The organism is Bacteroidota bacterium (assembly GCA_026391695.1).
Classification (GTDB): domain Bacteria; phylum Bacteroidota; class Bacteroidia; order Bacteroidales; family JAGONC01; genus JAPLDP01.
The window spans coordinates 1-25,325 of the sequence record JAPLDP010000016.1 but is presented as its reverse complement, the minus strand read 5'-3'; the positions used below and the strand labels follow the sequence as shown (position 1 = coordinate 25,325).

General features: G+C 41.1%; 18 protein-coding genes. 2 read left to right on the top strand and 16 right to left on the bottom strand.

Going from position 1 to position 25,325, the window contains the following annotated elements:
• Positions 1-74: 74 nt before the first annotated feature.
• The 3 genes from NT175_00420 to NT175_00410 form a co-directional block, all read right to left on the bottom strand.
• Entirely contained in the window at positions 75-917 is an 843-nt protein-coding gene (locus tag NT175_00420; protein ID MCX6233178.1) for a universal stress protein, read from the bottom strand.
• A gap of 117 nt (positions 918-1,034) precedes the next feature.
• Positions 1,035-3,170 (bottom strand): adenylate/guanylate cyclase domain-containing protein, encoded by a 2,136-nt coding sequence (locus tag NT175_00415; protein MCX6233177.1) that lies wholly within the window; start codon positions 3,168-3,170, stop codon positions 1,035-1,037.
• A gap of 86 nt (positions 3,171-3,256) precedes the next feature.
• Complete coding sequence (locus NT175_00410) at positions 3,257-4,429, bottom strand: sigma-54 dependent transcriptional regulator (GenBank protein MCX6233176.1); 1,173 nt, start codon at positions 4,427-4,429, stop codon at positions 3,257-3,259.
• 239 nt (positions 4,430-4,668) lie between these two features.
• Between NT175_00410 and NT175_00405 the strand changes: the two genes are divergently transcribed.
• Positions 4,669-5,223, top strand: coding sequence for a LysM peptidoglycan-binding domain-containing protein (locus tag NT175_00405; protein ID MCX6233175.1), 555 nt, complete (start codon positions 4,669-4,671; stop codon positions 5,221-5,223).
• Positions 5,224-5,273: 50 nt separating this feature from the next.
• The gene (locus NT175_00400; GenBank protein ID MCX6233174.1) at positions 5,274-5,576 is read left to right on the top strand and encodes a hypothetical protein; all 303 of its coding nucleotides are present in this window, start codon (positions 5,274-5,276) and stop codon (positions 5,574-5,576) included.
• A 43-nt stretch (positions 5,577-5,619) separates the two neighbouring features.
• Here the strand turns inward: NT175_00400 and NT175_00395 are convergent, their stop codons facing one another.
• The 13 genes from NT175_00395 to NT175_00335 all read right to left on the bottom strand — a co-directional run.
• Positions 5,620-6,834 carry a M48 family metallopeptidase gene (locus NT175_00395; GenBank protein ID MCX6233173.1) on the bottom strand — a complete coding sequence of 405 codons (1,215 nt, stop codon included), beginning with the start codon at positions 6,832-6,834 and terminating at the stop codon, positions 5,620-5,622.
• Positions 6,835-6,842: 8 nt separating this feature from the next.
• Positions 6,843-7,418 (bottom strand): LemA family protein, encoded by a 576-nt coding sequence (locus tag NT175_00390; protein ID MCX6233172.1) that lies wholly within the window; start codon positions 7,416-7,418, stop codon positions 6,843-6,845.
• A gap of 13 nt (positions 7,419-7,431) precedes the next feature.
• A complete protein-coding gene (locus tag NT175_00385; protein ID MCX6233171.1) occupies positions 7,432-7,824 on the bottom strand; it encodes a zf-TFIIB domain-containing protein in 393 nt (130 codons plus the stop codon).
• Between the two features lie 208 nt (positions 7,825-8,032).
• On the bottom strand, positions 8,033-8,947 hold the full coding sequence (locus NT175_00380) for a dihydroorotate dehydrogenase (GenBank protein MCX6233170.1): 915 nt from the start codon (positions 8,945-8,947) through the stop codon (positions 8,033-8,035).
• A complete protein-coding gene (locus NT175_00375; GenBank protein MCX6233169.1) occupies positions 8,941-9,708 on the bottom strand; it encodes a dihydroorotate dehydrogenase electron transfer subunit in 768 nt (255 codons plus the stop codon). Before NT175_00375 ends, NT175_00380 begins: the two co-directional genes overlap by 7 nt.
• Before the next feature lie 4 nt (positions 9,709-9,712).
• Complete coding sequence (locus tag NT175_00370; GenBank protein MCX6233168.1) at positions 9,713-10,168, bottom strand: DUF5606 domain-containing protein; 456 nt, start codon at positions 10,166-10,168, stop codon at positions 9,713-9,715.
• A 124-nt stretch (positions 10,169-10,292) separates the two neighbouring features.
• Positions 10,293-12,056 carry an SAM-dependent chlorinase/fluorinase gene (locus NT175_00365; GenBank protein MCX6233167.1) on the bottom strand — a complete coding sequence of 588 codons (1,764 nt, stop codon included), beginning with the start codon at positions 12,054-12,056 and terminating at the stop codon, positions 10,293-10,295.
• A gap of 51 nt (positions 12,057-12,107) precedes the next feature.
• Positions 12,108-12,944: a deoxyribonuclease IV gene (nfo, locus tag NT175_00360; GenBank protein ID MCX6233166.1), complete on the bottom strand. Its 837-nt coding sequence runs from the start codon at positions 12,942-12,944 to the stop codon at positions 12,108-12,110.
• A gap of 374 nt (positions 12,945-13,318) precedes the next feature.
• Positions 13,319-15,541 carry a YCF48-related protein gene (locus NT175_00355; GenBank protein MCX6233165.1) on the bottom strand — a complete coding sequence of 741 codons (2,223 nt, stop codon included), beginning with the start codon at positions 15,539-15,541 and terminating at the stop codon, positions 13,319-13,321.
• A 273-nt stretch (positions 15,542-15,814) separates the two neighbouring features.
• On the bottom strand, positions 15,815-23,023 hold the full coding sequence (locus NT175_00350; GenBank protein MCX6233164.1) for a C25 family cysteine peptidase: 7,209 nt from the start codon (positions 23,021-23,023) through the stop codon (positions 15,815-15,817).
• Positions 23,020-23,892 (bottom strand): YCF48-related protein, encoded by an 873-nt coding sequence (locus NT175_00345; GenBank protein MCX6233163.1) that lies wholly within the window; start codon positions 23,890-23,892, stop codon positions 23,020-23,022. Before NT175_00345 ends, NT175_00350 begins: the two co-directional genes overlap by 4 nt.
• Positions 23,893-23,927: 35 nt before the next feature.
• A complete protein-coding gene (locus tag NT175_00340) occupies positions 23,928-24,155 on the bottom strand; it encodes a hypothetical protein (GenBank protein MCX6233162.1) in 228 nt (75 codons plus the stop codon).
• On the bottom strand, positions 24,152-25,325 hold a 1,174-nt coding region (locus NT175_00335), incomplete at its 5' end, for a YCF48-related protein (protein MCX6233161.1). The genes NT175_00340 and NT175_00335, both read right to left, overlap by 4 nt.

Sequence of the window (25,325 nt, the reverse complement as noted above, 5' to 3'; positions counted from 1 at the left end):
AAAGGGCGCAGAGGAGGCGCAGAGGACGCAAAGGTTTCCCCCTCTCCTGGAGGAGAGGGGGAAGGGGGGTGAGGCTACAGCCCCAATATCTGATAATTGAACTTCCGTGGATTAATACACATCACCGGTATCTGCGATGGATTGAAGATCATCTCTTCATCATAGGTTCCAAGGAAGAATTTTGAAAAGTTCGTATCGGGATTGGTCATGATCATGATCATATCGGCATCGACAGATGTGGCATATTCAATGACCTGTTTCGAGAATCCACCGGTCTTTTCGGAAATAACATACGAATATTTTACCTTGTTCTTCTTGAAATACTGGCCTATTTGTTTGGCTGCTTCAACCACTCCATCATCGGCCGTACTCAGCTGAAGGATATGAATGGTGGCGCCAAACTGACGGGAAATGAAAACCGCCCATTTTGTTTTTTCCCATGGCCCTGCTTCGCTGGTGATGGGGAGAACAATATTCTTATAGCCTTTTTTAAAAGGCCTTTTTTGTACAACGATCACCGGCACAGGAGAACTTGTGACGACCTTAAGGGCAAAACTACCGGTGAGTTTTTGCATGCCGACTTTTCCATGCGTGCCGAGGTAAAGCAAATTTGCCCCGATATCTTTGGCTACTTCGCCAATGGTCGTGAAGATGCTGCCTTCCTTGGCAAGAATGTCTACTTCGATCTTATATTTTTTCCTGATCTCTTCAGCCTTTGCATTGAGCTTTTCATGGATGGCATTTTCCCTCTGCATCACCTTATCCAGATAGGCTTTTGTATCCTTATTGATGACGTGGAGGAGACAGATCTTATACTTTAGCAGTTTTGCTGCCTCAGCGGCCTGGTTGGTGGCATTGTCGCAGACTTCAGAGAAATCTGTTGGCACCAGAATGATATTGTTCATGTTATCTTTCATCACAGAAATATTTAGGGTAATGGAATAATCACACACAAAGATAGAAAAATAATATAAATGTGAATTGACGAAATGAATTTTTCACTGATCATTGATCATTGCTCATTGATCATTGATTTAATACTTTGTATCCAGTATTAAAACTCCATCCCAGTCATCCGGCAGTCCGGAGTGGATAATTTTCTCACACCTATTGATGTAAAGGGCTGCGGCTTTGTCATGAATATTGGCTTCTTTCACTTCAATGAATTCTACAAGTGCCTGGCGGAACTGTTTATTCTTATAGAGGCTGATGCCTTTGGCAAACTGGTTTTTGGTCATGATCTTCAACCGTTTGATGTCCTCAGGCTCACCATCGATGATCTCGAAGATATACACAGCTTCTTTTTTGCCTTTTACTTTTACGATGTCGAGGAACCTGTAATTATAGGCACTCGGGTCATCGAGCTTGATAAGCGTATCCTCGCTGATGATGATAGAACAGCCGTACATCCTTGTGAGGCCTTCGAGCCGTGATGCCAGGTTGACGGCATCGGAGATGACCGTGCCGTCCATTCGTCCTTCACCACCCACGACGCCAAGCATGAGAAGGCCAATGTGAATGCCGATGCCGCTGTCGATTTCAGGTTTGCCAAATTGTCCCATTACCTGGTTGAACTGCGTGAGCTTTATCCGCATCTCAATGGCCGCATTGATGGCGTCGCCGGGATTATCAGGGAACAGGGCCATGATGGAATCGCCTATGAATTTATCGATGAAGCCGCTATTGTTCCTGATCACGGGTTCCATATAGCCGAGATAGTGGTTCAGGAAGTCGAAGTTTTCCTTCGGCGTCATCTCTTCAGAGATAGCTGTAAAGGAACGTATATCTGTAAACAGCACAGTCATCTCCTGTTGCACCTGGTCACCCAGCTTGATATCAACAAAACTCTCCTTGCCCAGGAAATCAAGAAACTGTTTAGGCACGAAGCGGGAGTAAGCCTCATTCATGCGGGAGATATTATTGATATAATCTTTAATTTTTTGTGACATTTCATTATATCCTTCGGTAAGCTGGCCTATCTCATCATTAGTCCTGACAATGGTGAAATTGTTCATGCTGCCTTCGCCGGTGAGTTTCATATTATATAGAAGTTCTTTGACCGGACTGACGATATCCTGGGTTGTCCAGCGAACAAAGAAAACAATGTAAATAAGTGAAATGAAAATGCCTGCACTGATGCCTACGAACATGGAGATGTTGTCGATAGCGTTCACATAAAACAGGCTGCGGTATATGCTTCCAGGTTCGATTGTTTGTGGTAATCCGAAAATCTTGGTATAGTCGCCGAGCAGTATTTTGATCTGATCCTGGGTGAGATCACCGAGATCAGAAACAGGCGTGAGGCTGATGAAAAGGTATAAGATGACGATCAAAAGAGGCAACAGGGTGGTCATGGAACTGCTAAAAAGAAAACGGTTTCGGATTTTTCCGGATTTCTGGCTGAAAATCCGTTTGCGAAGCTCATCGGCTGTGTAAAGGTGTTCGAGGTATTTGATATGTACGCGGTGTTTCTGCCAGAAATAAACAAACAATACGGCTAAAAGGGAGGAGATCACCGATACATAGAAGAACTGGCGGTATATATGTCTGAAGGCATCATCGGTGAACAGGCCCGGTTTTGATAATACATAGATCATATAACCTGTGGTGATGATAAATGCCATTGCCAGGATGCCGCTGTTGATATAAGGGGTATAGAGCAAATATTTTTTACAGAACGTAAAGAGTTTCTTAGAAATCCGGAGATTTTTACGTTTACGGCGGAAGTATCTTTTGTAAGGTATGTTGAAAAGGAAACCGGCGACGAAACTTATGACAAGTAACCTGAAAAGCAGCTGGAATGTCTTTGTCAGCTGGCTTTTTTCCTCAGCTTGTCCTGTGCCGGAGGGGGTTCTGAAAAAGAGCTCCAGTCCTACGGTATCTGCCGGCAGCCTTTTTACAGTGTCGATGGTTCCGGGAAAAAGATTTAACATAAGGGATGATGAGTCAGTACCCAGGTGGATAAGTGAGTCGGGAAGGGGTATCGCCCGTTGTGCGGGTAACATACCGGCGGTGCTTGTCTGATTTAATTGCTGGCCTCTTTCAATAAGCTGCGGAGCATATTTCAGGAAAAGTATACTGATAAATGGCATCACCAGCAGATAATAGATAAGCGCTGCCAGAAGGAAGGTACGGAAACCGTAATATTGCGGTACTCTATTATAATTCATTGCTTATATAGTCATCAATTTTAAATGGCCTCACCCCCTTCACTCCCTCTCCTTTAGGAGAGGGGGACGGGGGAGAGGTGTTTTTGTTAAATTCCCCTTTGCTGCAACGGCTGGGCATAAAGCTCCACATCACCGGCAGTGATGATATTGTCGCACAGGATGGCCAGGCGTTCAACAACATTCCTGAGTTCACGCACATTACCTGTCCACTCATATTTTTTTAGTTCCACAAGAGCATCATCAGTGAAGTTCATCAAAGGTTTACCCTCACTGTCACAGATGTCTTGAAGGAAATGTTCGGCCAGCAGGGGGATATCATCTTTTCGTTCTTTCAGTGGCGGAACGTGGATGATGATCACGCTGATGCGGTGATAAAGATCTTCACGGAAGGCATTTTTACTTATTTCCTCCTTGAGCTCTTTATTCGTGGCGGCGATGATCCTGACGTCGACGGGTATAGGTTTTTCGCCGCCGACGCGCATGATGGTGTTTTCCTGCAGGGCTCTGAGAACCTTGGCCTGTGCCGACAGGCTCATATCGCCGATCTCATCGAGGAACAGGGTGCCGCCATTGGCTTGTTCAAAGTCGCCCTTTCGTTGTTTTATAGCTGATGTGAACGACCCTTTCTCATGGCCGAAGAGTTTGCTTTCGATCAGTTCAGAGGGTATGGCAGCACAGTTGACTTCAATAAAAGGACCGTTGACGCGTTTACTTTTTTCATGCAGCCACCGTGCCACAAGTTCTTTTCCGGTGCCGTTTGAGCCGGTGATGAGCACACGGGCATCAGTAGGAGCCACACGGTCAATCATGTCTTTAATATGCTGAATAGGCGGTGCCTCGCCAATCATATCATTGAATCCGCCGACCTTTTTTTTAAGGGCTTTGGTTTCGGTGATCAGCAATGACCTGTCCATGGCATTGCGGATAGTGATGAGCAGGCGGTTAAGGTCAAGGGGTTTGGAGATAAAGTCGAAGGCTCCTTTTTTTATGGCTTCCACAGCCGTGTCAATAGTGCCATGACCTGAGATCATGACAACAGGCGTGTCGCTGACCTGAATGGTTTTTTCGAGTACCTCAATGCCATCCATCTGCGGCATCTTGATATCACATAGGATGACGTCGTAGGTGCTGTTTTTTATCATTTCCAGCCCCTGGATGCCATCTGCGGCATCATCAACATCGAATTTCTCGTATTCAAGAATCTCACGCAGGGTGCTGCGGATGCTACGTTCGTCGTCGATGACTAAAATACGGGGCATAAATATAATCAGATGTGATTTGCAACGTAACAAATATAAGTAAAAAAAGGATGTGTATACGGAGTCGTTAACAGAATCCTTTTACGGTTATAATATAATACCGGTCACACTTACTGGGTGAACTTAGCACAAGTCATACTACACACAAAAAGAGCACTAAAGGGAATAATTTTAAATTAAATATAGGAATCAGTAAAATATTTACTACCTTTATATTGGGAATTTTAAATTTTTAATATATGGAATGTCCGGTATGTAAAACTTCGGGCCTGGCGCCTGATTTAAAAATTTGTCCTCATTGCTCTTCCGATCTTGAGGGTTTTGGATACATCAAACGTTTGTCAAAAACTTTGAAAACCGTTTCCTGGTCATTGATAGCAGCTTCGCTATTACTACTTTTTTTTATCCTGGCATGGATATTTATCCCCTTAAAAGTCCATCCTTCACAAGCAACCAGGGAAATGGAAGAGGTGAAGAAGCAATTACAGGAACAGATGGCTGCCAATAAACAACTTCAATTGACCGTCTCAAATCTTGAAAGTGAGAAACTCAAAACGGATTCACTTCTGCGTGTTATAACCAATGAACTGGCTGAAGTAAAGAGTTCGAAAGGAAATATTATCAGTGGTAAGGGTGAATACACGGAATACACGGTCAAGCGCGGTGAAACGCTTTATCTTATAGCCCAGGAGGCATATGGTGATGGGAAATTATATCTGCGTCTTGCCAAAGATAATGAAATTAAGGACCCTGACATGATTCTGGAAGGGCAAAAGCTGAAAATATATAAATAGCATCTTGTTACTATTTTGTTAAGACAAAAAATAATTAATTATATACCGCTATGATTCCGGGAGAAAATTTTTTTAAGCAGTTACATCAAAAGGTTGTTGCCAATTTGTCGGAAATAATCACTTTAAAGGAGCAGATTCGGGAAATGCAGAAGGAAAAGGAAAAGTTGAAAGAAGCATTAGATAAGATAAAAGCGGAGGCAGATGAATTGACGGTAAAAGTAAAAGAAACCGGGGAAAAGGTCAGAAATTATTCGAACGAGAATGCTAATCTCAAAAAGGACCTGGCAATGCGAGAAGAAGAAAATAAAAAGTTGCGTGTTGAGTTGCAGCACTTACATGGTGATCGCATATAAAAAGTTCAATTCAAGTGACACAGGCGTGTATTATTGATTAAAATCAATCGCTGACCTTGTGAATTCTGCCGCATCTTGGACATTCAACCTGCAGACTTTTATAATCAGGTGGTACTTTAAGTTTTACGCCACAGGGGCAATCGATAAAGGTATACTGATTCACAGCCATCATCAGGTTACCCAAGTCGCGGCGGGATTGTTTCATGTCAGCTTCAATATCTTCACCTGATGCTGGTGGGCGGAATCCCAGACTTTCGTTGTCGGCAAGTCCTGACCGGGGTATGATATGCGACGGGCTACCTGTCACCGTCGACCAGGCCTGCTGGTAGCTGGTGAAATTGGCACCGCCAGCCATGCTCCTCAAAATCCTTATCCGTTCGGAGATGGGCGGATGGGTGCTGGTCAGGTCAGCTATTTTCATCCCTTTCTTTTTCAGGGGATTGACAATATACATGGGTGCAGTCACCTTGTTGGCTGTCTCGATATCCTGCGTTGACCCTGATATCTTTTCAAGTGCAGCTGCCAGTCCTTCGGGATAACGTGTGAGCCTGACTGCTGATGCATCGGCAAGGTATTCCCTTTTACGGGAGATGGCGAAATATAAAAGCTGCGCAGCAATGGGAGCGAGGATAGCCATGACGATAGCCAGGACCATCATGATGAGCTGTCCCTGCCCGCCACCTTTGGAATCGGAGCGGTATCTGGCAGATGAGGAAAAGAACAGTGTACGCAGGTATAATTCGGATATTAAAACAATAGTACCCAGCATGATGCCGGCATAGGTCATGAAACGGATGTCGCGGTTCAGGATGTGCGACGTCTCATGCGCCACCACGCCCTGCAGCTCATCCCTGTTCAGTTTGGCAAGCAACCCGGCAGTGACAGCTATGGCCGCATCGTCGGGTGTTCTTCCTGTGGCAAAAGCATTTGGTGCCTCGGTGTTTATAATATATACCTTGGGTGTCTTTGGCAGATTTGCTGCCATCCTCATTTCTTCGACAATATTATAGAGCCGGGGATGGACATCTGGCGTTATTTCCTTGGCATTGCTGACCGTCAGCATGATCTTGCTTCCCGAAAACATGCTGATCATGTTCAGTATAAACCATACAAAAATGGCTATAACCACTCCGGTGATGCCTCCGCCCTGAGGCTTGAAAGCCTGGCCAATGAGGTATCCAAGTAAGACAAGGAACATACCCATGATGAAAAACAACACCAGGGATTTCCTTCTGTTTGCTCGGATGAGTTCCCACATATTGTTAATTATTTCTGGCCAGAGGTATAGGACTCAAGGTTAACCTTTGGAACTTCCTTGTCGGCTTTATCTTCAAGCTGAAAGAAATCACTCTTGACAAAGTTGAACATGCCGGCGATGATGTTCGATGGGAACATCTGTATTTTATTATTATAAAACAGGACCTGGTCATTATAATTCTGCCGTGAGAAGGATATCTTATTTTCCGTGGAGCTAAGCTCTTCCTGCAGGCCGAGGAAGTTCTGGTTGGCTTTCAGGTCGGGGTAAGCTTCAACAGCAACCCGGAGCTGGCCGAGGGCGCCGCCGAGAATACCTTCAGCTTTGGCTTTGTCGGCGACGGACACCGCGCTCATTGCATCTGACCTGGCTTTTGTGACACTTTCAAGGGTCTCCCTTTCATGTTTCATATAACCTCTGACGGTTTCGATGAGATTGGGTATCAGATCATGACGCCTTTTAAGCTGCACGTCAATCTGCGACCAGGCATTCTGAACCTGGTTTCTGAGCCGTATAAGTCCATTGTATAATCCAATGATATAAAATACGACAATGATGATAATTGCTAGAACGACAAGTGGTACCATAATTTGTATCTCCCTATTTAAGTTTATTTGTAAAGATGTCTTTAAGAAGTATCAGGATTTCATTTTCTTTATGAAGTGATCCCATTTCGATGATCTGCTGCAGCTCTCCGCTGTCAAACCACAGACCATGATCAATGCGGCATTTGTCAATGATAATCGGATTGTGCTGACCGGCCTGTATCTTATGCATTTTTTTATTACAGATGGGACATTTAATCCTTTTTTCCCTGATGGCATCGTCGATCTTAAAAGATGTCAACAGGTCTTGTACCTGCTGTGTATCACCCAGTAAGGCCTCGAGTTCGCCCGCATCAAGCCATATACCTTGGCAGAAGGTGCAATAATCAATCTCTATCTGCTGAAGTTCAAGGATGACCATAGGATTTTTGCAAACCGGGCAACGCATCTATAAGGGTTTGATGTAAAAGGGGAACAAAGGTAGTAAAATCCCAAATAACAAGCACCAAATACCAAATAAATTCCAAAAACCAATAGTCAAATTGCAAACATTAATATAATTGTTTAACATTTGATACTTGAGATTTGAGATTTATTTGGTATTTGGTGCTTGGTGCTTGGTATTTATTTGGTAATTGGTGCCTGGGATTTGGAATTTAGTCCAGCTGTAATGCACCTGTTAATTCGCTCACCCTGTTAATGTGGTGTCTGATTAAATAATCCTGGATGCCATCAATGATCTTAACCGTGATCTGTGGATCAATGAAATTGGCTGTGCCGACCTGGATGGCCGATGATCCGGCAAGCAGGAACTCAATAGCGTCGGTAGCATTCATGATGCCGCCCATACCGATGATGGGGATCTTTACGGCATGATAAACCTGCCATATCATCCGCAATGCAATGGGTTTGATGGCTGGTCCTGATAACCCGCCCGTAACGGTCGACAATACCGGTTTTTGTTTTTCAGCATCAACAGCCATACCCAGAAAGGTGTTAACTAGTGAAAGCGCATCAGCGCCGGCATCCTCAACAGCCCTGGCTATTTCGGTGATATCGGTCACGTTGGGGGTGAGCTTGACGATGAGGGTACCTTTAAATGCATTGCGAACAGCGCCTGTAACCGACATGGCTGAATGCCGGTTTATGCCAAAGGCCATGCCGCCCTGGTTTACATTCGGACATGAGATGTTTAACTCAATGGCATGGATGCCATCCGTGGCGTTGAGTTTTTCAGTGACTTCCACATATTCTTCAATGGTTGAACCATTGACATTGGGAATGATGTATGTGTCGAGTTTTTTGATCCGGGGGTAAATGGTCTGAATGAAATAATCGACACCTTTGTTCTGTAGTCCGATGGCATTCAGCATGCCAGATGGTGTTTCAGCCATGCGCGGATAGGGGTTGCCTTCTCTGAGTTTAGGTGTGAGCCCTTTAACGAAGATGCCACCCAGGCGGTTCAGGTCGATGAAGTCGGCAAATTCCTCACCGAAGCCGAAGGTGCCCGAGGCGGTCATCACAGGGTTTTTCAGGTTGAGGCGGTGTATGTTAACATGCAGATCTACCATGCCAGTTCATTGACGTTAAAGACAGGTCCTTCAGTACAAACACATTTATAGCCTTCGTTGGTGGCCACCACGCACGAAAGGCAAACTCCAAAGCCGCAGCCCATGGTGTTTTCTATCGAGGCTTCGCAGGGGATATCACTACTCCGGGTAATCTCCGCCACTGCTTTCATCATCGGCTCTGGCCCGCAGGTATAGACTTGGTCAAAAGCCGTCAGTCCATTTTTAAATAGAGAATGTTCTGTAACCAATCCCTTTTCACCCAGCGACCCATCCTCTGTGGTGAACAACACCTTGCCGAAACTGCTGAACTGATCGATGAGGAATATGTCACCCTTGTTTTTGCCTCCAAGAATGAAGGTCATGGCTGTGTTGCTTTTGGCGAGTTCGCGTGCCAGCAGTATGAAAGGAGCTATTCCGGAGCCACCACCTATGATGAGGGCTTTCTTACTACCATGTGTCGTAAATGCATTGCCGAGAGGGAATATGATATTGACGTCATCGCCGATTCTCATTTGCCCCAGCATGCGTGTGCCATTGCCGATGATCTTGATATAAAATCTGATGGTGTTTTCCGAATAATTGACATCCAGGATTGAAAAGGGCCGGCGGAGAAAAACGGACGAGGAATTATTAACGCGAAGTTCGGCGAAATTACCAGGAAGAATGACGGGAAGTGTGCTTGGGGCCTCCAGTTCGAGGATGTAATTGTCGGCGTTGAGCCAGATGTAACGATGAACTTTACAGTCCTCGATGCGTTTCATGCGATCAGTTTGTTGTTTCTTCTTTCTTTTCTTCTGTGCCCTCTTCCTTTGTAGTTTCTTCTTTCTTCTCTTCTTCAGTGAAATCCAGCATGTTTTTTCCCTGAAGAAGATTATACCAGTTGATGACTTTCTTTATATCGGATGTATAGACTCTTTCCTTATCATATTCAGGAACAACCTCCTCGAAGAAAGAGAGAAGTGCCTTTGTATCGGCTTTAATGTCGATGGCTTTCTGACCCTGCTGTTTGTCGAAGATCCTTTTGAGAACATCCTTGAGTGACAGGTCTTCACCTGTTGTAAAGACGCTTATTTCCTCAAGTGAGCTGACACGTTCATGGGCGAAGGCAGTGAATCGTTTGCCGTCGATGATGGATTCAACGATGATACCGTTCTTTGTGTTAGCTATTGATTTATAAAGTCCCGGTTTGCCGGAGATGGCCATGATCTTACTTAAATCCATTATATTGAGATTTTTGGCAAAGATAAAATTTTAATGGATAAGTAAAAAGCAATAAAAAAATGAATGTTGGGTGATATTATAGGAGAAATAAGAAAATTAGATCAGACAGTTATAACTATCTGATTTATGGGAAAATATATTTTGCCTCTTCAAGAAGTCCAGGGTCAAACATATATCCAAGGCTGGCAGCTGTTTGGGTATTAAGGGAAATTGTATTTGTTTCGAAATAGTGAACAGGAACTTCATCCGGGTTCACTCCCCGGATGATAGCAATAGCCAGTTTACCTGTTTCCCGTGCTATGAGGTCATAGTCCACACCGATGGCAGCCAGGGCACCATTTTTTGCATTATTATAATCCGAACCCAGGACCGGGATGGTATCAGGTGTGGCAAGTGCGACAAGGTCTGTTGTGGCAAGGGTCATGGTATTATCATTCGTAATCAGGATAACTTCAATATTATGGGCTTTGATCTCCTCATAAGCTGAAGGGATATCATCTACAGTTGTTACAGCGGCATTAATATAATCAATCCCATGGAAAAGGAGTTGGTCATGAAGTTCTTGCTGGACATATACCGAATTAGCCTCCTGTGAGTTATAAATGCTGCCGGCTATCGATAATTCAGGTAAGATCCGCCTGGTAAAACTGATGAACTGGAAGCAATCAGTAGCATTTGATAAACCGGTGACACGAAGCCGCTGGTTCAGCACACCTGCAGATTCAGGATCTGTCACAAGGCTGAATACGATAGGGATGGAATCAGGTAACATTGTGACAGCAGCCTGGGTGGCCTGGGTTGAAAAAGAAATGAGGATGTCTATCTTCTCCCCGATCAGTTCCTGAATAAGTTCATTAAATTGTTCGATATTCCCATTTGCATTTCTTTCTACTATGACTGTATTCACATCTTCATTAAATCCATTTGCACTCAGCATATTCTTCATGGTATCCACAAAGGGAGTCGTGGTATTATTGAACTGAAGTATTCCTATATGCACTTTACTAAGGAACAATTTAATGGATGAACCGGCATTTAATTGATACCTCTGAGAGAGATCTCCCAGGTCGACGGCCATTTCCAAACGCTTCAGCCTGTCGACAAGCATGACATTCTGGTTTTCTGGAACCGAAGCATAATTTATCCCGTAAGAAGCAAAGAATGAAAAAGAATTTCCTGTTATTTTAAAAAGAGTGCCATAATCATAACTGTTTATCAAGCTATCGGGAATATTTGTAATGCAATTGCCGAAATTATCAGTAAAGATCACCTCCCCGGAAATGGTATCATTAACTTTTTCAGGATCCTGAATCGGGTATGCAACCGGTTGATCGATCTCTGGGCCAAATAAAGAGAGTGGTTTTCCGGATATAACAGCTGATATGGATTTTAGATAAAATTCATTAAAGTTCAGCTCAGATGGATCCTGACCAGATTCATCCAGGGGATTCTCAATCCGGTAATAATCCCAGGTATTCATATATTTGATGACCCTGGTGGCGAGTCCGTTGTCGGGAACCACAAATTTTTTCCCGCCCTGAGCTTCGAAGACCATTCCCGTAGAAATTAATCCGGGATCAACAATACCCATAAAATAGGTACCTTCCGAGTAATCACTTGCAGCGACTTCCAACTGGTAGGCAGCTTCTTTGATGTTAAAAGGTTTGGCCTGTATACATTCGATCTGGAGATCGGGGAAGCTCGTTTTCAGAGAAGCAATCATGGCAATGACGACATCCGTGTTTTTATCAAAGTCAGTGAGAAAGACCAGCGTTTCATGAGATGGAGTTTCATAAATGGTTATTATTTCTTTTTTCTCACAACCGGAATGAAAAAAGAGGATCATCAGGGAAACCAGAATGAGACCTTGAATAGTTTTAACTCGCATAATAATAAAAGTATTGATATAAGATTGTTAGTAGCTTCAGTATTATTTTTTTTAAAAGGAATAGAGCATTTTGATTTCCTCAATCCATTTGGTTTCGTCAGGTGTTTCGAGGATGAGAGGCAGATCGTTGAAGCGCGGATCGTTCATGATTCGTCGGAACAGTTCCTCACCAAGCAATCCGACACCGATGTTATCATGCCTGTCGACATGGCTGGCAAATTCCTTTTTCGTGTCGTTCAGGTGCATGCCGCGCATGTAAGAGAGACCGATTACTGCATCAAATTTCTCCCAGGTTTTTTGATAACCTTCAGGACTTTTGATATTATAACCGGCAGAATAGGCATGGCAGGTGTCGAAACATACGCCGACGCGGCTTTTATCATAAACATGGTCGATGATGAACCGTATCTGTTCGAAAGTGAAACCGACATTGGTACCCTGCCCGGCAGTATTTTCAATGACAGCCGTCACACCTTTTGTTTTGTTGAGAGCAAAATTTATCGAGTCGGCGACGGTTACCAGGCATTGTTCTTCTGTGATTTTATTCAGGTGGCTACCGGGGTGGAAGTTCAGGCGATCGAGGCCAAGCTGTTCGCAGCGCTGCATTTCATCGAGAAAGGCTTTTCGGGATTGGTCCAGTCCTGCAGGATCAGGAGAGCCCAGGTTGATGAGGTAGCTGTCGTGGGGTAAGATATGGGCAGGCTTGTAGCCATATTTCTCGCAATTACTGCGGAACAGGGAAATGTTTTCCGGTGTGAGTGGTTTTGAAAACCACTGCCGCTGGTTTTTGGTGAAGAGGGCGAAGGCTTTTGCACCAATTTCATAGGCATTGACAGGTGCAAATTCTACCCCTCCGGAAGTGCTGACGTGGGCGCCGACATATTTCATGGTGATGTGATTAGAGTTAAGAACTGGTTACAAATATAGCTTATTTTAGCTACAAGTTGAGCGAAGCTTAGCTGAGCGAAATCCCGGCGCAGTCGGGACTGCAAATAGTGCCGTAGGCATGGCATCCGATAGCAACGTAGTTGCGGCAGTATATAGTGCCGCAGGCACGCAGCAAAATGGATTAGGCGATTGTCAATGGCCAATGGAACGATTTATCAATTAGTCAATTAGTCAATTAGTCGATTAGTCAATTTGAATATCGAACATCGTCTAATTGACAATCGCCTAATCATGCCGCTACACCCTGTAATTCCTGTACTCTCCGATCCTCCAGCCGGTCATTTTTTCGATGGTGTGAAGTACCTGAATGGAAATTATATCAAGATAATCTTTTTTGTAACAGATTGCTTTTCAATTACTACACGATAAAAATATACACCCTTTGCTAATCCATTGCAATCTAGTTTTATGTATTGGACTCCTGTTTCTCTTTTCTCATTAATAACATCATAAACCTTCCTTCCATAATTATCGAATAATTCAATTAAAACAAGTGAAGAATGAGGTAGTGTTAATTCAATTGAAGATACTCCTGTGCTAGGATTCGGGAAATTGGATACTTCGAATTGTTCCACTGGTTCTTTTTGTTGAGACCAAACTAAACCGCCATTATTTGTATGTAGAATCACACCATGATCCCCAACTACCCAGCCATTTTCTTCGTCAGTAAATGAAGCAGATTTAAACCAGAGATTTTCCTCATCAAACTGAATTTCCCAACTATTTCCACCATCAAAAGTCCGAAAAATATTGCCATAACGGCCAATAACCCAACCATTAGAGGGATCACTGAAAAATATTGATTTAATGTATATATATTCAAAACAAGTATCCACGAATTCCCAGGTCTCACCACCATCGGTGGTATGTATCAGATCTGAATATCCATCCAAGTGTCCGCCAATCCATCCTCTCAAAGAATCAGTAAAAAAGACTATTCCAGCTGCAAAACCTTCTGGAATATTTTGTTCTGCCCATGAAAACCCGCCGTCATTAGTGTGTAAAAGGAAAAAATAGCCTGTAATCCATCCGTTTTGTGAATCAAGAAAATAAATTGAACTGAAACCATTATTTTCATAATATGTTGTCTGCCATAAATTCCCTCCATCATTAGTATACAACAACCAATGATCAGATAAGATCCAGCCCTTATTTTTGTCAATAAAAAGGACATCTTCTAATTCAAGAGTACCAATAGGACAACTTTGTGTTTCCCAATTTAATCCTCCATCATTTGTATGAATAATTGTTCCCGAGTAACCAACTGCCCAACCATTATATTCATCAATAAAATAAACTGAATGTAAATAAATCGAACGTAATGGTATATAATCATTATTATTTTGATTAATTTGATTAATCCATGTATTTCCACCATCCGTAGAATGTAATATCATATCCAATCCTCCCACTGTCCAGCCATTGAGAGGATCAATAAAACAAACTGACGATAAAAAATTTGTTGTTGCATAACTTATAGATTTCCAACTATTTCCGCCATCATCTGTTTTAGTCATTTGTCCATCCCTACCAACAGCAATTGCCTTTTGTGAGTTGACGTAATGTATCGAATGAAGATTAATTTCAAATTCTTCGGATTGTTCCCCCCAGTTTTGTCCTCCATCGTTGGTAAAAAAAATCATTCCATTATCGCCGACAGCAATCCCATTATTAGAATCATTAAAACAAACGGAAGTAAGTAAAAGGGGATTTGTAATTATATGTTGCTGATCCCAGCTATAACCTCCATCGTCTGTATGTAGAATTAAAAGTTTGGATCCTACTGCCCATCCATTATTTTGATCGGTGAAATATACAGAGTATAAGGGCTCTTCCAATGTCCCATAACTATGATTCCACGTTTCACCTCCATTATTTGTATCCCATATCCAGCCGCCTTGGATTTCAGATATTAAACCCCCAACTACATAGCCGATCATCGGAGTAACGAAATAGACTGAATGAAGAAATCTATCATTATGATCGTAGACATATTGAGTCTCCCAGTTAATACCACCATCTATAGTATGAATAATTAAATTATTATGTCCAACAATCCATCCGATGGATGAGTCAGTAAAGAATAATGCATAAAGATTATGGGAATAACCACTATTTTGTTCTTCCCATTCTAATCCTCCATTATCAGTATGTAAAATGAGTCCACTATCTCCCACAATCCATCCATGAACACTATCTATAAAAAAAACAGAATTGAAATCTATGTCTGATCCACTATCCCTGACATTCCAAGTCAAGCCACCATCTTCTGTATTAATTATTGTACCCTTAATTCCAACTGCCCAACCTGACATTTCGTCAATAAAAAAAATTCCACATAGACTATTTCTTTGCGGTTTAGGGTTCTGCCAATTCCACTGAGCATAGCAGTTCAGTATCAATAATGTATTAATCAATAAAAAGCAAATGAAACTTTTAAAAATATTATTCATTTTAATTGATAGCATTGCTGTTTGATTATATGTATCATACTGAAAATATGCAGTTAAAAGTGGCCTGAGAAATCTGGTCAGCATTTCTGTTGAGATGATTTGCGCAATTTTGTTTTGAATATCGGTTCATGTCTTTTATCACTGACGATAATGAGCAGCTAAAGATAATCTATATATTTATGAAAAGCAAATATTTGAGGAAAAATGATTTAATTAGGCGATTGTCAATGGCCAATGGAACGATTTATCAATTAGTCAATTAGTCAATTAGTCGATTAGTCAATTTGAATATCGAACATCGTCTAATTGACAATCGCCCAATTAAAAAAGGTCAGTAAAATCGCAAGTAATACGCGATTATAGCACCGCCACCTTCTTGCTTTCTATTACCCGTTGGTCAACCATAAGCCTTACCAGATAAAGTCCCGGCTTCAGATTGTTTACGGGCACTACCACCTGGTTTTGGCTGCCATGTAATTGCATTTCACCCACTTTTATGGAAGAAGCATCCAGGATATCGATGTAGCTTTCCATACCATCATTATCCAGGTGAAATTCAACAATGATATACTGATTTGACGGATTAGGATAAATCAATAGTCTGGATGCTCCGGTTACCGGATTTACATTCATTTTACCGTAATCTTTCCTGACCTCGGCCGATTTAAGCGGGTCGGGCAGTACGACAGGTTCCTGATACTCAATTAATCCGTTGACTAACAGGATATTGCGGGCAAAAACACCGGGCAGATAAGCATCGTTCAATGCCAACGTCTGCAATGTGCTGATCTGGATACTGTCAGGCTTGAGTATGGATAAGCTGTCTATCTCCAGTTCCCTGAGTAAATCGAACAACTCTAGATAATAACCATGTATTGCCAGTTGTTCATCTGTTAACTCATAGGAATCCGGGATATCATCCAGGGTGGCCTCGGCCTGGAGGCTATCGTGGAGTTGCAGGTACAGAAAAGCCAGGCGATACTTTTCCTGTATGGCTTCTTCATTTTGCAGAAGACTGATCAGGCTGTCGGTACACCAGGAGTTGATCGTATCGTTTTTATAATTCCTGATTAGTGTATGAAATGCATTTGACCGTTCCTGTTTATGAAAAGTCAACCTGGAGTCAAGAACTTCTTTGGCGCCGAGGGAGTCTTTACCTTCCATGATTTCGGCCATCATATAATCCGGCATGGGATCCCAGCGGTTATCCAAAGCTTCCAGAACATCATCCGACTTGGCTGACTGCGGATTTGCTACCAAAACATCACGAACCATGGCATTGGGCAAGACCTCTTCCTTGTATATGGCTGATTTCATCACCGTATCGGACAAGTATGGCGATTCATCAAGTAATTGCTGACGAATTTCGAGCGCTTCGTCAGGAATGCTCATAATGACATCCGTATTCATCTCTTCCGTATTACCCCCATCAACAACCTCAGCCAATTCAGCCTGTGTTGTCAGAATGTTTGTACTGGCTTCGGCCATCAATGATTTAAGATTTTCTTTGCTGCCTTCTCCATAATTCAGCATTGACGGGCAGCTTAAATTTTTATTGTAATATGCTACGATATTTTCTACTAATGTGATATTTGAAGATATCATATCCGGGATGATTTTTAATGGTGTTGAAGACGCCCGATGATGAATATACACGATGTTATTCCCTTCATTATAGATATCATACTCATGTGAACCACTTACGGTGAAGGTATTGCCGGCAGGAGCGGTGTTGGAGGGAGCCATCGATCCCTGAAATTCGGCAATGCCATAATCGGGCGTTACAGAGGGATTGTAGACCGTAACCGAAATATCATTGGTATTGGCAGTGAAATCATTGCATTTTATACAAAGCCCGCTTTGTTCTCTGTCATCACGGTTGATATTATGAGCGATAATGGCATAATCAAGCGTGTTGAAACTGTTGTTATAGATCATATTGTCCTCGGTACCTGAGTTATTGATGTATAAGCCAACAATGTTCTCAACGAGAGATCCGTTATGAAACCTGTTGTCTTCGACATGGTATCCTGTACAGTGATCTAAATACATACCATAGCCATCGGGGTCTAAAGCAGAATCGTATACATCAAATTCATTTGAGGTGACCTCGATGCCGTTGCTGTATCCGCTCAGGTAAAGCCCCTTCATATTATTGATGAAATTAGTATGGCTGACTTTCATGGAATTGTCGAAACCTATATCGGTTGCATAAATCCCATAACTCAGCCACTGGAACAGGTTATACTGGTAATCTTCGCAGGGCCTGACGTAATATTTACATTCATGGTCAAGGTAAAAACTTGAATTAGTGCTATATATACCTGTTCCTCTCTGAGTCAGCTCGGGATCGCTCAACGGACAGATGTTTTTAAATGTACAGCCATTAAACTGAATGCTATGAACCTCAGTCATATCGACAAAATGTTCAGGATCACAATCTTCCAAATGATCCTTGTTGGTTTCAAAGGTGCAAAAGGTAAAGAGGCTGATATTTTCGTATCCGTAAGGTAAAAATTCCACAGCAGTATGGTTATTGATGAAGTTGGCCGAGACAGCGACAACAATACCGCCGTCGATGGCTTTTACTGCACATTTAGCATTTTCAATGGTGCCTTCATTCATAATGACGATCATGCCCTGGTAAGAAGTGGGTATTTGCTCATGGTTTGGATTACCTTCAATTTCTATACCTTGCCAGGGGCCCTGGCAAGCAGAGGTCAGCAAACCCCCATCAATGATTAATTTACCACCACATTGAACAGTAATTTTAGCGTCCTCAGGCATTGTAACATGGCTATGAATAGTAAGAGTACCTGAAGATTCTATGATGATATCCCTCCGCATATCATAATTTTCCGTCCATTCCTCATTACTGGTAATAATTTCGGGATTTTCGGCATCATAATAGCAAAAATTACTATACGTTCCACTGTTGTATGAATCATGCCTGTATTGTCCCCATTCTATTTTATGTGCATCACCGGTTGTTTTCCAAACAAATGTTTTCCCAAATACATCGCTGGCAATTATTTCGCTTAAACCATCATTATTTATATCTGATATTGTAGGTGTCGCATAAAAACCATTAGTAGACTTAGAAGCTAATCTCCAGTAAATACACTCTGTGCCATCAGGATTGAAAGCATATATTCTGTCGTTTGATGCTGTAACGATAATTTCTATATCATTGTCTGAATCAACATCTGCAAGTAGTGGTGAACGATTGCCGCACTCCAAGTCGGCAATTTCAACCGGAAATCCAGAAATAGTATTTCCAAGATTATCAAAAACATATAATTTTTCATCATCGGCAATTGCGATTTCCAGGCTTTCATCATTGTTCAAATTACCAATAGCAGCTTGTGGTGCTAAACCCGTACTACAATTCAGGTTAATTTGGCCATCCCATTTGCCTTCAACAAAACTACCATCAGTATTAATAGCGTAAAGTTTTCCATAACCATTGCTTATTCCTACAATTATTATCTCAAGTTCGACATCAGAATCGATATTAGCAATAACTGGATTTGAATTGAAAGGTAGGACTGAATTTATAAGAACAGGATTTATATTATAATCTGATCCGTCATGATTGTAAATATATATTTCCCCTGGTGTATGTGATCCATTTATTATTTCTTGATATCCATTATTATCCAGATCTGCAACGGCTAAATAACCGCAAGAAGATGAGAGGTCGTCCACAAATTGTCTCTCCCATTTCAAAGAACCATCATGAGAGAACACTCTGTTCTTTTGATATTTCTGCTCAGTTATTATATCTTTAAATCCATTATTAGTTATTATATCCATAAATCCATTCTCATTCCCGTCCAAGTTGGCTAAAACAGGACTTGAAGAAGAATGATATCCCAAGTCGATCGGTATATCATTCCACAAAGGATCTGGTTGATTTAACGGTTCTTCCTCATCAACGGTCTTAAATCCAAATAAATATCCCCTTTCAGGTGCGTAATAGCTTCCGTGGGTTGTAACGAACACTTCTGCATGATTATCATTATCAACGTCTCCAACGGCAGCTTCAGAATGTAACTCCCCACCCTCAGTTTTTCCGCTGCTATTTTGAGGTAAAACAATTTCAGCAAATCCTGAAACAGTTGCTTCATCTCCATCAATATCGTATAGTTCCTGTCCTGTTTCATTAAAGCCCATTATCAGACCATCTCTATTTCTAGTGAAAGCAGGGAATAATTCATTTGTTCCGTTTTCATCAACGTCAGCAACTGTTATGGATGTCCAGTTACTATTAGCAACACCATCACTCACCGCTATTGGAAATTGACCATGTGAATCCAGAGATGTCCATGCATGATTTGCTATTAAATTACCAATGTTTAATTCATTACCTGTAGTTGAAACTGCACTTATTTTGTAATAATACTCCGTTGATGCTTCAAGTTCTGAATCGTAATACATCGATGTACCTGTGACGAGGAAATTATTTATTCTTTCGTAAATGCCTGTTTCCGTTTCACTTCGGTATATATTATAGCCTTTAGTACCATTAACCCCTATCCAATAAAGTGTTATATCATTTTTACCTGGCGAAAAATCGAAACCGCTAATGGATTCAGGTGGATTCTCTGTTAGATTTAGTTCAAATACATCTGTTTTCCCGAAACCATCAGTTAATGTCAATTCAAATATCAAGGCCTGACCACTATAATGCTCGCGAATAAGGAATTTGAATTCAGGTGAATTGGTGCCTTTTTTAAAGCTTTCGATATCACCATAAACGCTGGTTCCTGTTTGAATTTCAACATACTCAGGTAATTCGGTTGTTAATACTGCTGTTAAATCGCTTGCAGTTACGGTCCCGTAATTATAAATATCAACGTATAAATGACCAACATAGCCGGACACAAATTGATATGGATCTCCTCCGTTTACGGTTCTGTCACCAATTTCAAGTTGGGAAGTTTTAATATTGAAGAAGAAACGCTCAATAAAGCTACCTTGAGCAGGTGTAGAAATTTGGAGTTCGAAAGAAATCGCATTACCATAGGATAAATCTAGGGGGGCTTTAAAAATATAAGTATTATTTGAAATGCCTTCTTCTCCTGGTCCTAAATCAGGATAATAAGAAAAATCCTGATCCATTGTAATATTTGGATCAAGTGGCATTAAAGTACCCCGGATATCACTTGCTTCGATTGCTCCTGAGTTGTTTAATTTAATACTTAATTCAATCTGTTCTCCAGGTTCAATAAATCCATTTTCATTTTCATCAGTGATTGTTATATTGCTTATATATAAATGAGCACCAGAATTTTGAATCACACTAATCGTGGATTCATAGGGCTCTCTGTTGTGGCAGGTAACTGTTAGTTTCATTATGCCAATGTTATCAGGTGTAATTTGCATGGTAGATACACCACCAGTTAAAGTAGATACATAGACTTCATTTTCTTTATATAGACATATTGTTGCAAATTCTCCGGGTGGTACGTCAGAAACGGTCACGCTAAAAGTGGAAGTGCCTATTGGCACTGTGTTATCATGTGTAACACTCATTTCTACAGGTTCATCTGTATAAATTGATAATTCAGGATCACCAAGAAGTTGCATTATTTTATGGAGGTAGGGTTCGCCTCCAAAAACAAAAGAGGGAGCATAATTATTTAACTTTCCTACTATATTCGTGCTAGTGTTGTATAACAATTTAAAAAATTGATAATCATAATCATTGCCATTTTGTGTTAGTATATCAGCAGATGGTCCGAGGAAAGCGACACCTCCATTAGGAGAGGATAACCATTGCTCTCCAATATAAAAATTTAAATCAATAGGGCATACCTGACAACCTGCGCTGAGAAAAACAGAATATTTATTCGTTGGAAAAAGATCCCAAAAATCAGAGCTATTTAAACCACATTGTGTGGTTATACCACAAAGCCCTAATCCAAATCTCCCTGAATGGTCAATGTGGTTAACAATACCGTATCTTTGATTTAACTGATATTTAACTTCTGTATGTCCTACATTTTCATCGTAAATAATAATATAACTTTCGGAGCAACCATCCGGTTCTATAACAGGATTATAATAAGCGGGGCACCAATCATGATGCGTTGAATTCCAGTTTGGCAAATATTCGTGCATTGTATATTGATGATGATCCTCTCCAAATGAGAATTGTTCGGTTATTTGCCATGTTCTATAAAGGCCAAGAATGCTAGGGTCACTATCCCAATTATAATTAGAATCAATTATTCCACTAAAATTCAACTGCTTAGCCAGCCAGGCTACGTCTTGTGGTATACCTGGCACTTCTGGTGCAAATGAGCAACGGTAATAGGTAAAATGTTTCTGTAAAAATAGATTTAGCTCATCGTCGGTATCAACAGGTGCACGGCCAACTGCGATATCAGGATAAAAGTCGCAATAATCTGCATCTGGTCCGCTTCCATTTCCAAATATAATATCTCCATCTCTATTCCAATTATCATTATAGAGAAGATCAGGATGCAAAATAGCTGAATAATATAAATCGGTCGGCTTCTCTTTAGGAACTAAAAAATGTCCAATCCAGCGAACAGGCACGATTGAGGCATTTCCTCCTATCAATACATATTCGGTACCCCACAGGCGATGGGCATCTTTTATGAATTGCCGGATTTGTTCCGCTATGTCAACACCAGGGTATGACTGTCGTATGGCATCCACTGTTATCACTTTAGCAGAGCTTCCGCTTAGTATTTTCCAATCAGCCAATTGCTGGAATTTATTTGTAAAATCTCCGATATTATTGCCGTAAACATCGGTATTGTTGGTGATTATAATATAATCTACAGGATTGCTTTCCAGAGCCGGCAGTTCGGTAGGTTCATATCCCCCATAGCTTTCAGCTATCTCTCTGGTACCAAGGTACTGAGCGATTTTATTTGCTGCATCAGGATAAAAAGCCTCAATTTGAGTAGGATTTATTACTATCGATTTAATGAACTCATATGCCTCGTGATCTGTGCTGCCGTATGGCCGCAATTTATGAGTTTCACCTATAGCGTTCACAGTGTAAGTGACAGTTATTGTTATACTTGTTAACAGATGTAGCTGTCGGCTTAAAGGGATATACCGGAATGGTATAAAACTCACCGTTACATAGTTGTAATCGCGAAATCCGCTCATTTCATATTTATAAATATAATCAGTCGGGAAGGGATCGTTTGAATTGTAGATGATTGTATCAGGTTCAACGAAAGCTGGTGGGCTACTAAAATTAGCATACACCGGCAGTTGAACCGGATAAAGGTAGAAACTGCCCGAAAGCTGCTGCTCCGAATTTATTGTAAGATTTACATTGGTAGTTAATGCACCTTGCGGTAGCAATAATTTGAATTGCTTTACCGGTAATTGTGGCTTCCCGGCATGTTCTTCCTCTTGCAAATAATATGCGTCCGGGAGTTTTACAACATCATACACGCCATTTTGCGTCAGTTGTACATCGTTTTGCGGAAAAGTAAACTGTTGTATGATCTGCTGTGCCATGATGACACTGTTTATAAAAATGAACAAGCCTAAAAAACTGATTAATTTTTTCATAGCTTCATGATTTTTTTTGTGAACGTATTAATTTGATTGTCTGCAGTATATTTGATTGTGATAAAATAAATACCTGCAGGGTGATATGACAGGTCGATGAACTGACTGTTCGATTGTTCAATTGTTACATTGTTTAGTTGAAAGACAGGATCACCATATAGGTTTGTGATTAATACCCAGCATATTACCATTGGTGATTTGTAGGCGGTTTTTATCATGAAAATACCATTTGTGGGATTTGGGTAGATAGCGAAGAAGTCTTTTTTAGGTTTGTTTTCATTCACACCATTAATAAGTATTGTATCGCCATTGGTTGTGTGGTAGATATAATCGGCACCCACAGCCCAGCCGGTATCACAGTTGAGCATTTGGATGTCACCTATTTGACTGTATAACTCCTGTTGCAGTTGCCAGTCTTCGCCACCATTGTGAGTGAAATATATAACTCCAAAACCTGATCCCGCTCCACCTATCCACCCCGTTGTATCATTGACAAAATACACACAATCTAAGCCATTTGGTTCTGGCGTACATGCTATTGTTTGTTCTTCCCAGGTTTCGCCACCATTGTCTGTATGCATGAGAAAATATTGTTGGTATGGCTTAGTTCCTACAGCCCAGCCGTTTATTGTGTCAGTAAAAAATAAATCACGAATTGAATAAGATGTATTTTGAGTCAGATAAATGATTTCCCATGTTTCTCCTTTGTCCAAGGTTTTTACAATACAACTATAAATATCATCATTTTCAATATCATAATATGCCCCGCCCCCATAGCCAATACTATCATTGATAAAATAAAGTGATCGAATAATACTTAAATTATATTCAAAAACTTGTTGAGTATACCAATTATCACCCCCATTCATAGTATGAACTATCTGAAAGCTATCATTTAAGTATTCTAAAACTCATCATCCAAATACCAGTTTTCACCACCATCAGTTGTATAGAAATATGGGGTCATTCCTTCTATTGTGGCACAGCCTATCGCCCAGCCTAAGTTTTCATTCAGAAAAAATATACGATCTAAATAAGTGAAGTTTTGTATGTCAAGTTGCATTTCCCACTGGGCCTTTGAATAATGTGGTATAAACAACAGGAATAGCAGAAAAAATTTTAGCTTCGTCATAGCCTCATGATTTTTTTTGTTAATGAATAAATTTGATTGTTTAAGGTGTATTTAATTGTGATAAAGTAAATACCGGTGGGCTTATGTGACAAGTCGATGGCCTGATTGTTCAATTGTTCAACTGTTACCTTGTTTAATTGAAAAACAGGTTCACCGTATAGGTTTGTTATTAATAATTGGCACATTAGCGTTGGTAATGGTTGGGTAGTTTTTAAAGTAAAAAATCCATTTGCAGGATTCGGGTTGATAGTAAAAAGGTCTCTTACAAATTTGTTTTCTTTCACATCCTCAATACTGAGTGTATCGCCATTGGTCGTGTGGTAGATATAGTCGGCGCCCACCGCCCAACCGGTATCACAATTGAGCATTTGAATATCCCAAATAGGTTCGTAAAATAACTGTTGCAAATACCAGTCTTCACCACCATTGTGAGTAAAATATATGACTCCAAAACCTGGTCCTCCTCCACCTATCCACCCTATTGTATTATTAACAAAAAATACGCAACTTACTCTGCTTGGTTCTGGTGTATCTGCTATTGTTTGTTCTTCCCATGTTTCACCTCCATTGTTAGTATGTAAAATAAGATATTCATAGGGTGTCTTTCCCACTACCCAGCCGGTTATGGTGTCAGTAAAGTATAAATCATGAAATGAATAAAATGTGTTTTGAGTTAGATAGGTACTTTCCCATGTTTCTCCCTTGTTTTGGGTTTTTACAATACAACTATAAGTATCATTATTTTCAATATCAATGTACCCCCCGCCCCCATAACCAATACTATCATTAATAAAATAAAGTGATCGAACAAGACTTATATTATATTCAAAAACTTGTTGAGTAGACCAATTATAGCCTCCATCAGTTGTATGGATGAGCTGAAAATTAGCATCTTGATTAGCAAGCGTGGCCCACCCATTATTTTCGTCCACGAAGAACAGACGATTTACATCTTGAGTGGCAGGAGTTTGTATGGCGGTCCAGGATAGGCCGCCGTTTATCGTTTTATAAATCACCCCATCTGCGCTAGCAATAAAACCGGTGTCGGGATTTACAAAAACGATGTCATCTCCCATTATATCCAACCACTCATCATCCAAATACCAGTTTTCACCACCATCAGTTGTATAGAAATATGGGGTCATTCCTTCTATTGTGGCACAGCCTATC

Bases quoted from the DNA above. Each gene is read 5' to 3' on its own strand.
- NT175_00420 (MCX6233178.1), bottom strand. From the start codon at position 917: ATGAAAGATAACATGAACAATATCATTCTGGTGCCAACAGATTTCTCT.
- NT175_00415 (MCX6233177.1), bottom strand. From the start codon at position 3,170: ATGAATTATAATAGAGTACCGCAATATTACGGTTTCCGTACCTTCCTT.
- NT175_00410 (MCX6233176.1), bottom strand. From the start codon at position 4,429: ATGCCCCGTATTTTAGTCATCGACGACGAACGTAGCATCCGCAGCACC.
- NT175_00405 (MCX6233175.1), top strand. From the start codon at position 4,669: ATGGAATGTCCGGTATGTAAAACTTCGGGCCTGGCGCCTGATTTAAAA.
- NT175_00400 (MCX6233174.1), top strand. From the start codon at position 5,274: ATGATTCCGGGAGAAAATTTTTTTAAGCAGTTACATCAAAAGGTTGTT.
- NT175_00395 (MCX6233173.1), bottom strand. From the start codon at position 6,834: ATGTGGGAACTCATCCGAGCAAACAGAAGGAAATCCCTGGTGTTGTTT.
- NT175_00390 (MCX6233172.1), bottom strand. From the start codon at position 7,418: ATGGTACCACTTGTCGTTCTAGCAATTATCATCATTGTCGTATTTTAT.
- NT175_00385 (MCX6233171.1), bottom strand. From the start codon at position 7,824: ATGCGTTGCCCGGTTTGCAAAAATCCTATGGTCATCCTTGAACTTCAG.
- NT175_00380 (MCX6233170.1), bottom strand. From the start codon at position 8,947: ATGGTAGATCTGCATGTTAACATACACCGCCTCAACCTGAAAAACCCT.
- NT175_00375 (MCX6233169.1), bottom strand. From the start codon at position 9,708: ATGAAACGCATCGAGGACTGTAAAGTTCATCGTTACATCTGGCTCAAC.
- NT175_00370 (MCX6233168.1), bottom strand. From the start codon at position 10,168: ATGGATTTAAGTAAGATCATGGCCATCTCCGGCAAACCGGGACTTTAT.
- NT175_00365 (MCX6233167.1), bottom strand. From the start codon at position 12,056: ATGCGAGTTAAAACTATTCAAGGTCTCATTCTGGTTTCCCTGATGATC.
- nfo (MCX6233166.1), bottom strand. From the start codon at position 12,944: ATGAAATATGTCGGCGCCCACGTCAGCACTTCCGGAGGGGTAGAATTT.
- NT175_00355 (MCX6233165.1), bottom strand. From the start codon at position 15,541: ATGCTGACCAGATTTCTCAGGCCACTTTTAACTGCATATTTTCAGTAT.
- NT175_00350 (MCX6233164.1), bottom strand. From the start codon at position 23,023: ATGAAAAAATTAATCAGTTTTTTAGGCTTGTTCATTTTTATAAACAGT.
- NT175_00345 (MCX6233163.1), bottom strand. From the start codon at position 23,892: ATGAATGGGGGTGATAATTGGTATACTCAACAAGTTTTTGAATATAAT.
- NT175_00340 (MCX6233162.1), bottom strand. From the start codon at position 24,155: ATGACGAAGCTAAAATTTTTTCTGCTATTCCTGTTGTTTATACCACAT.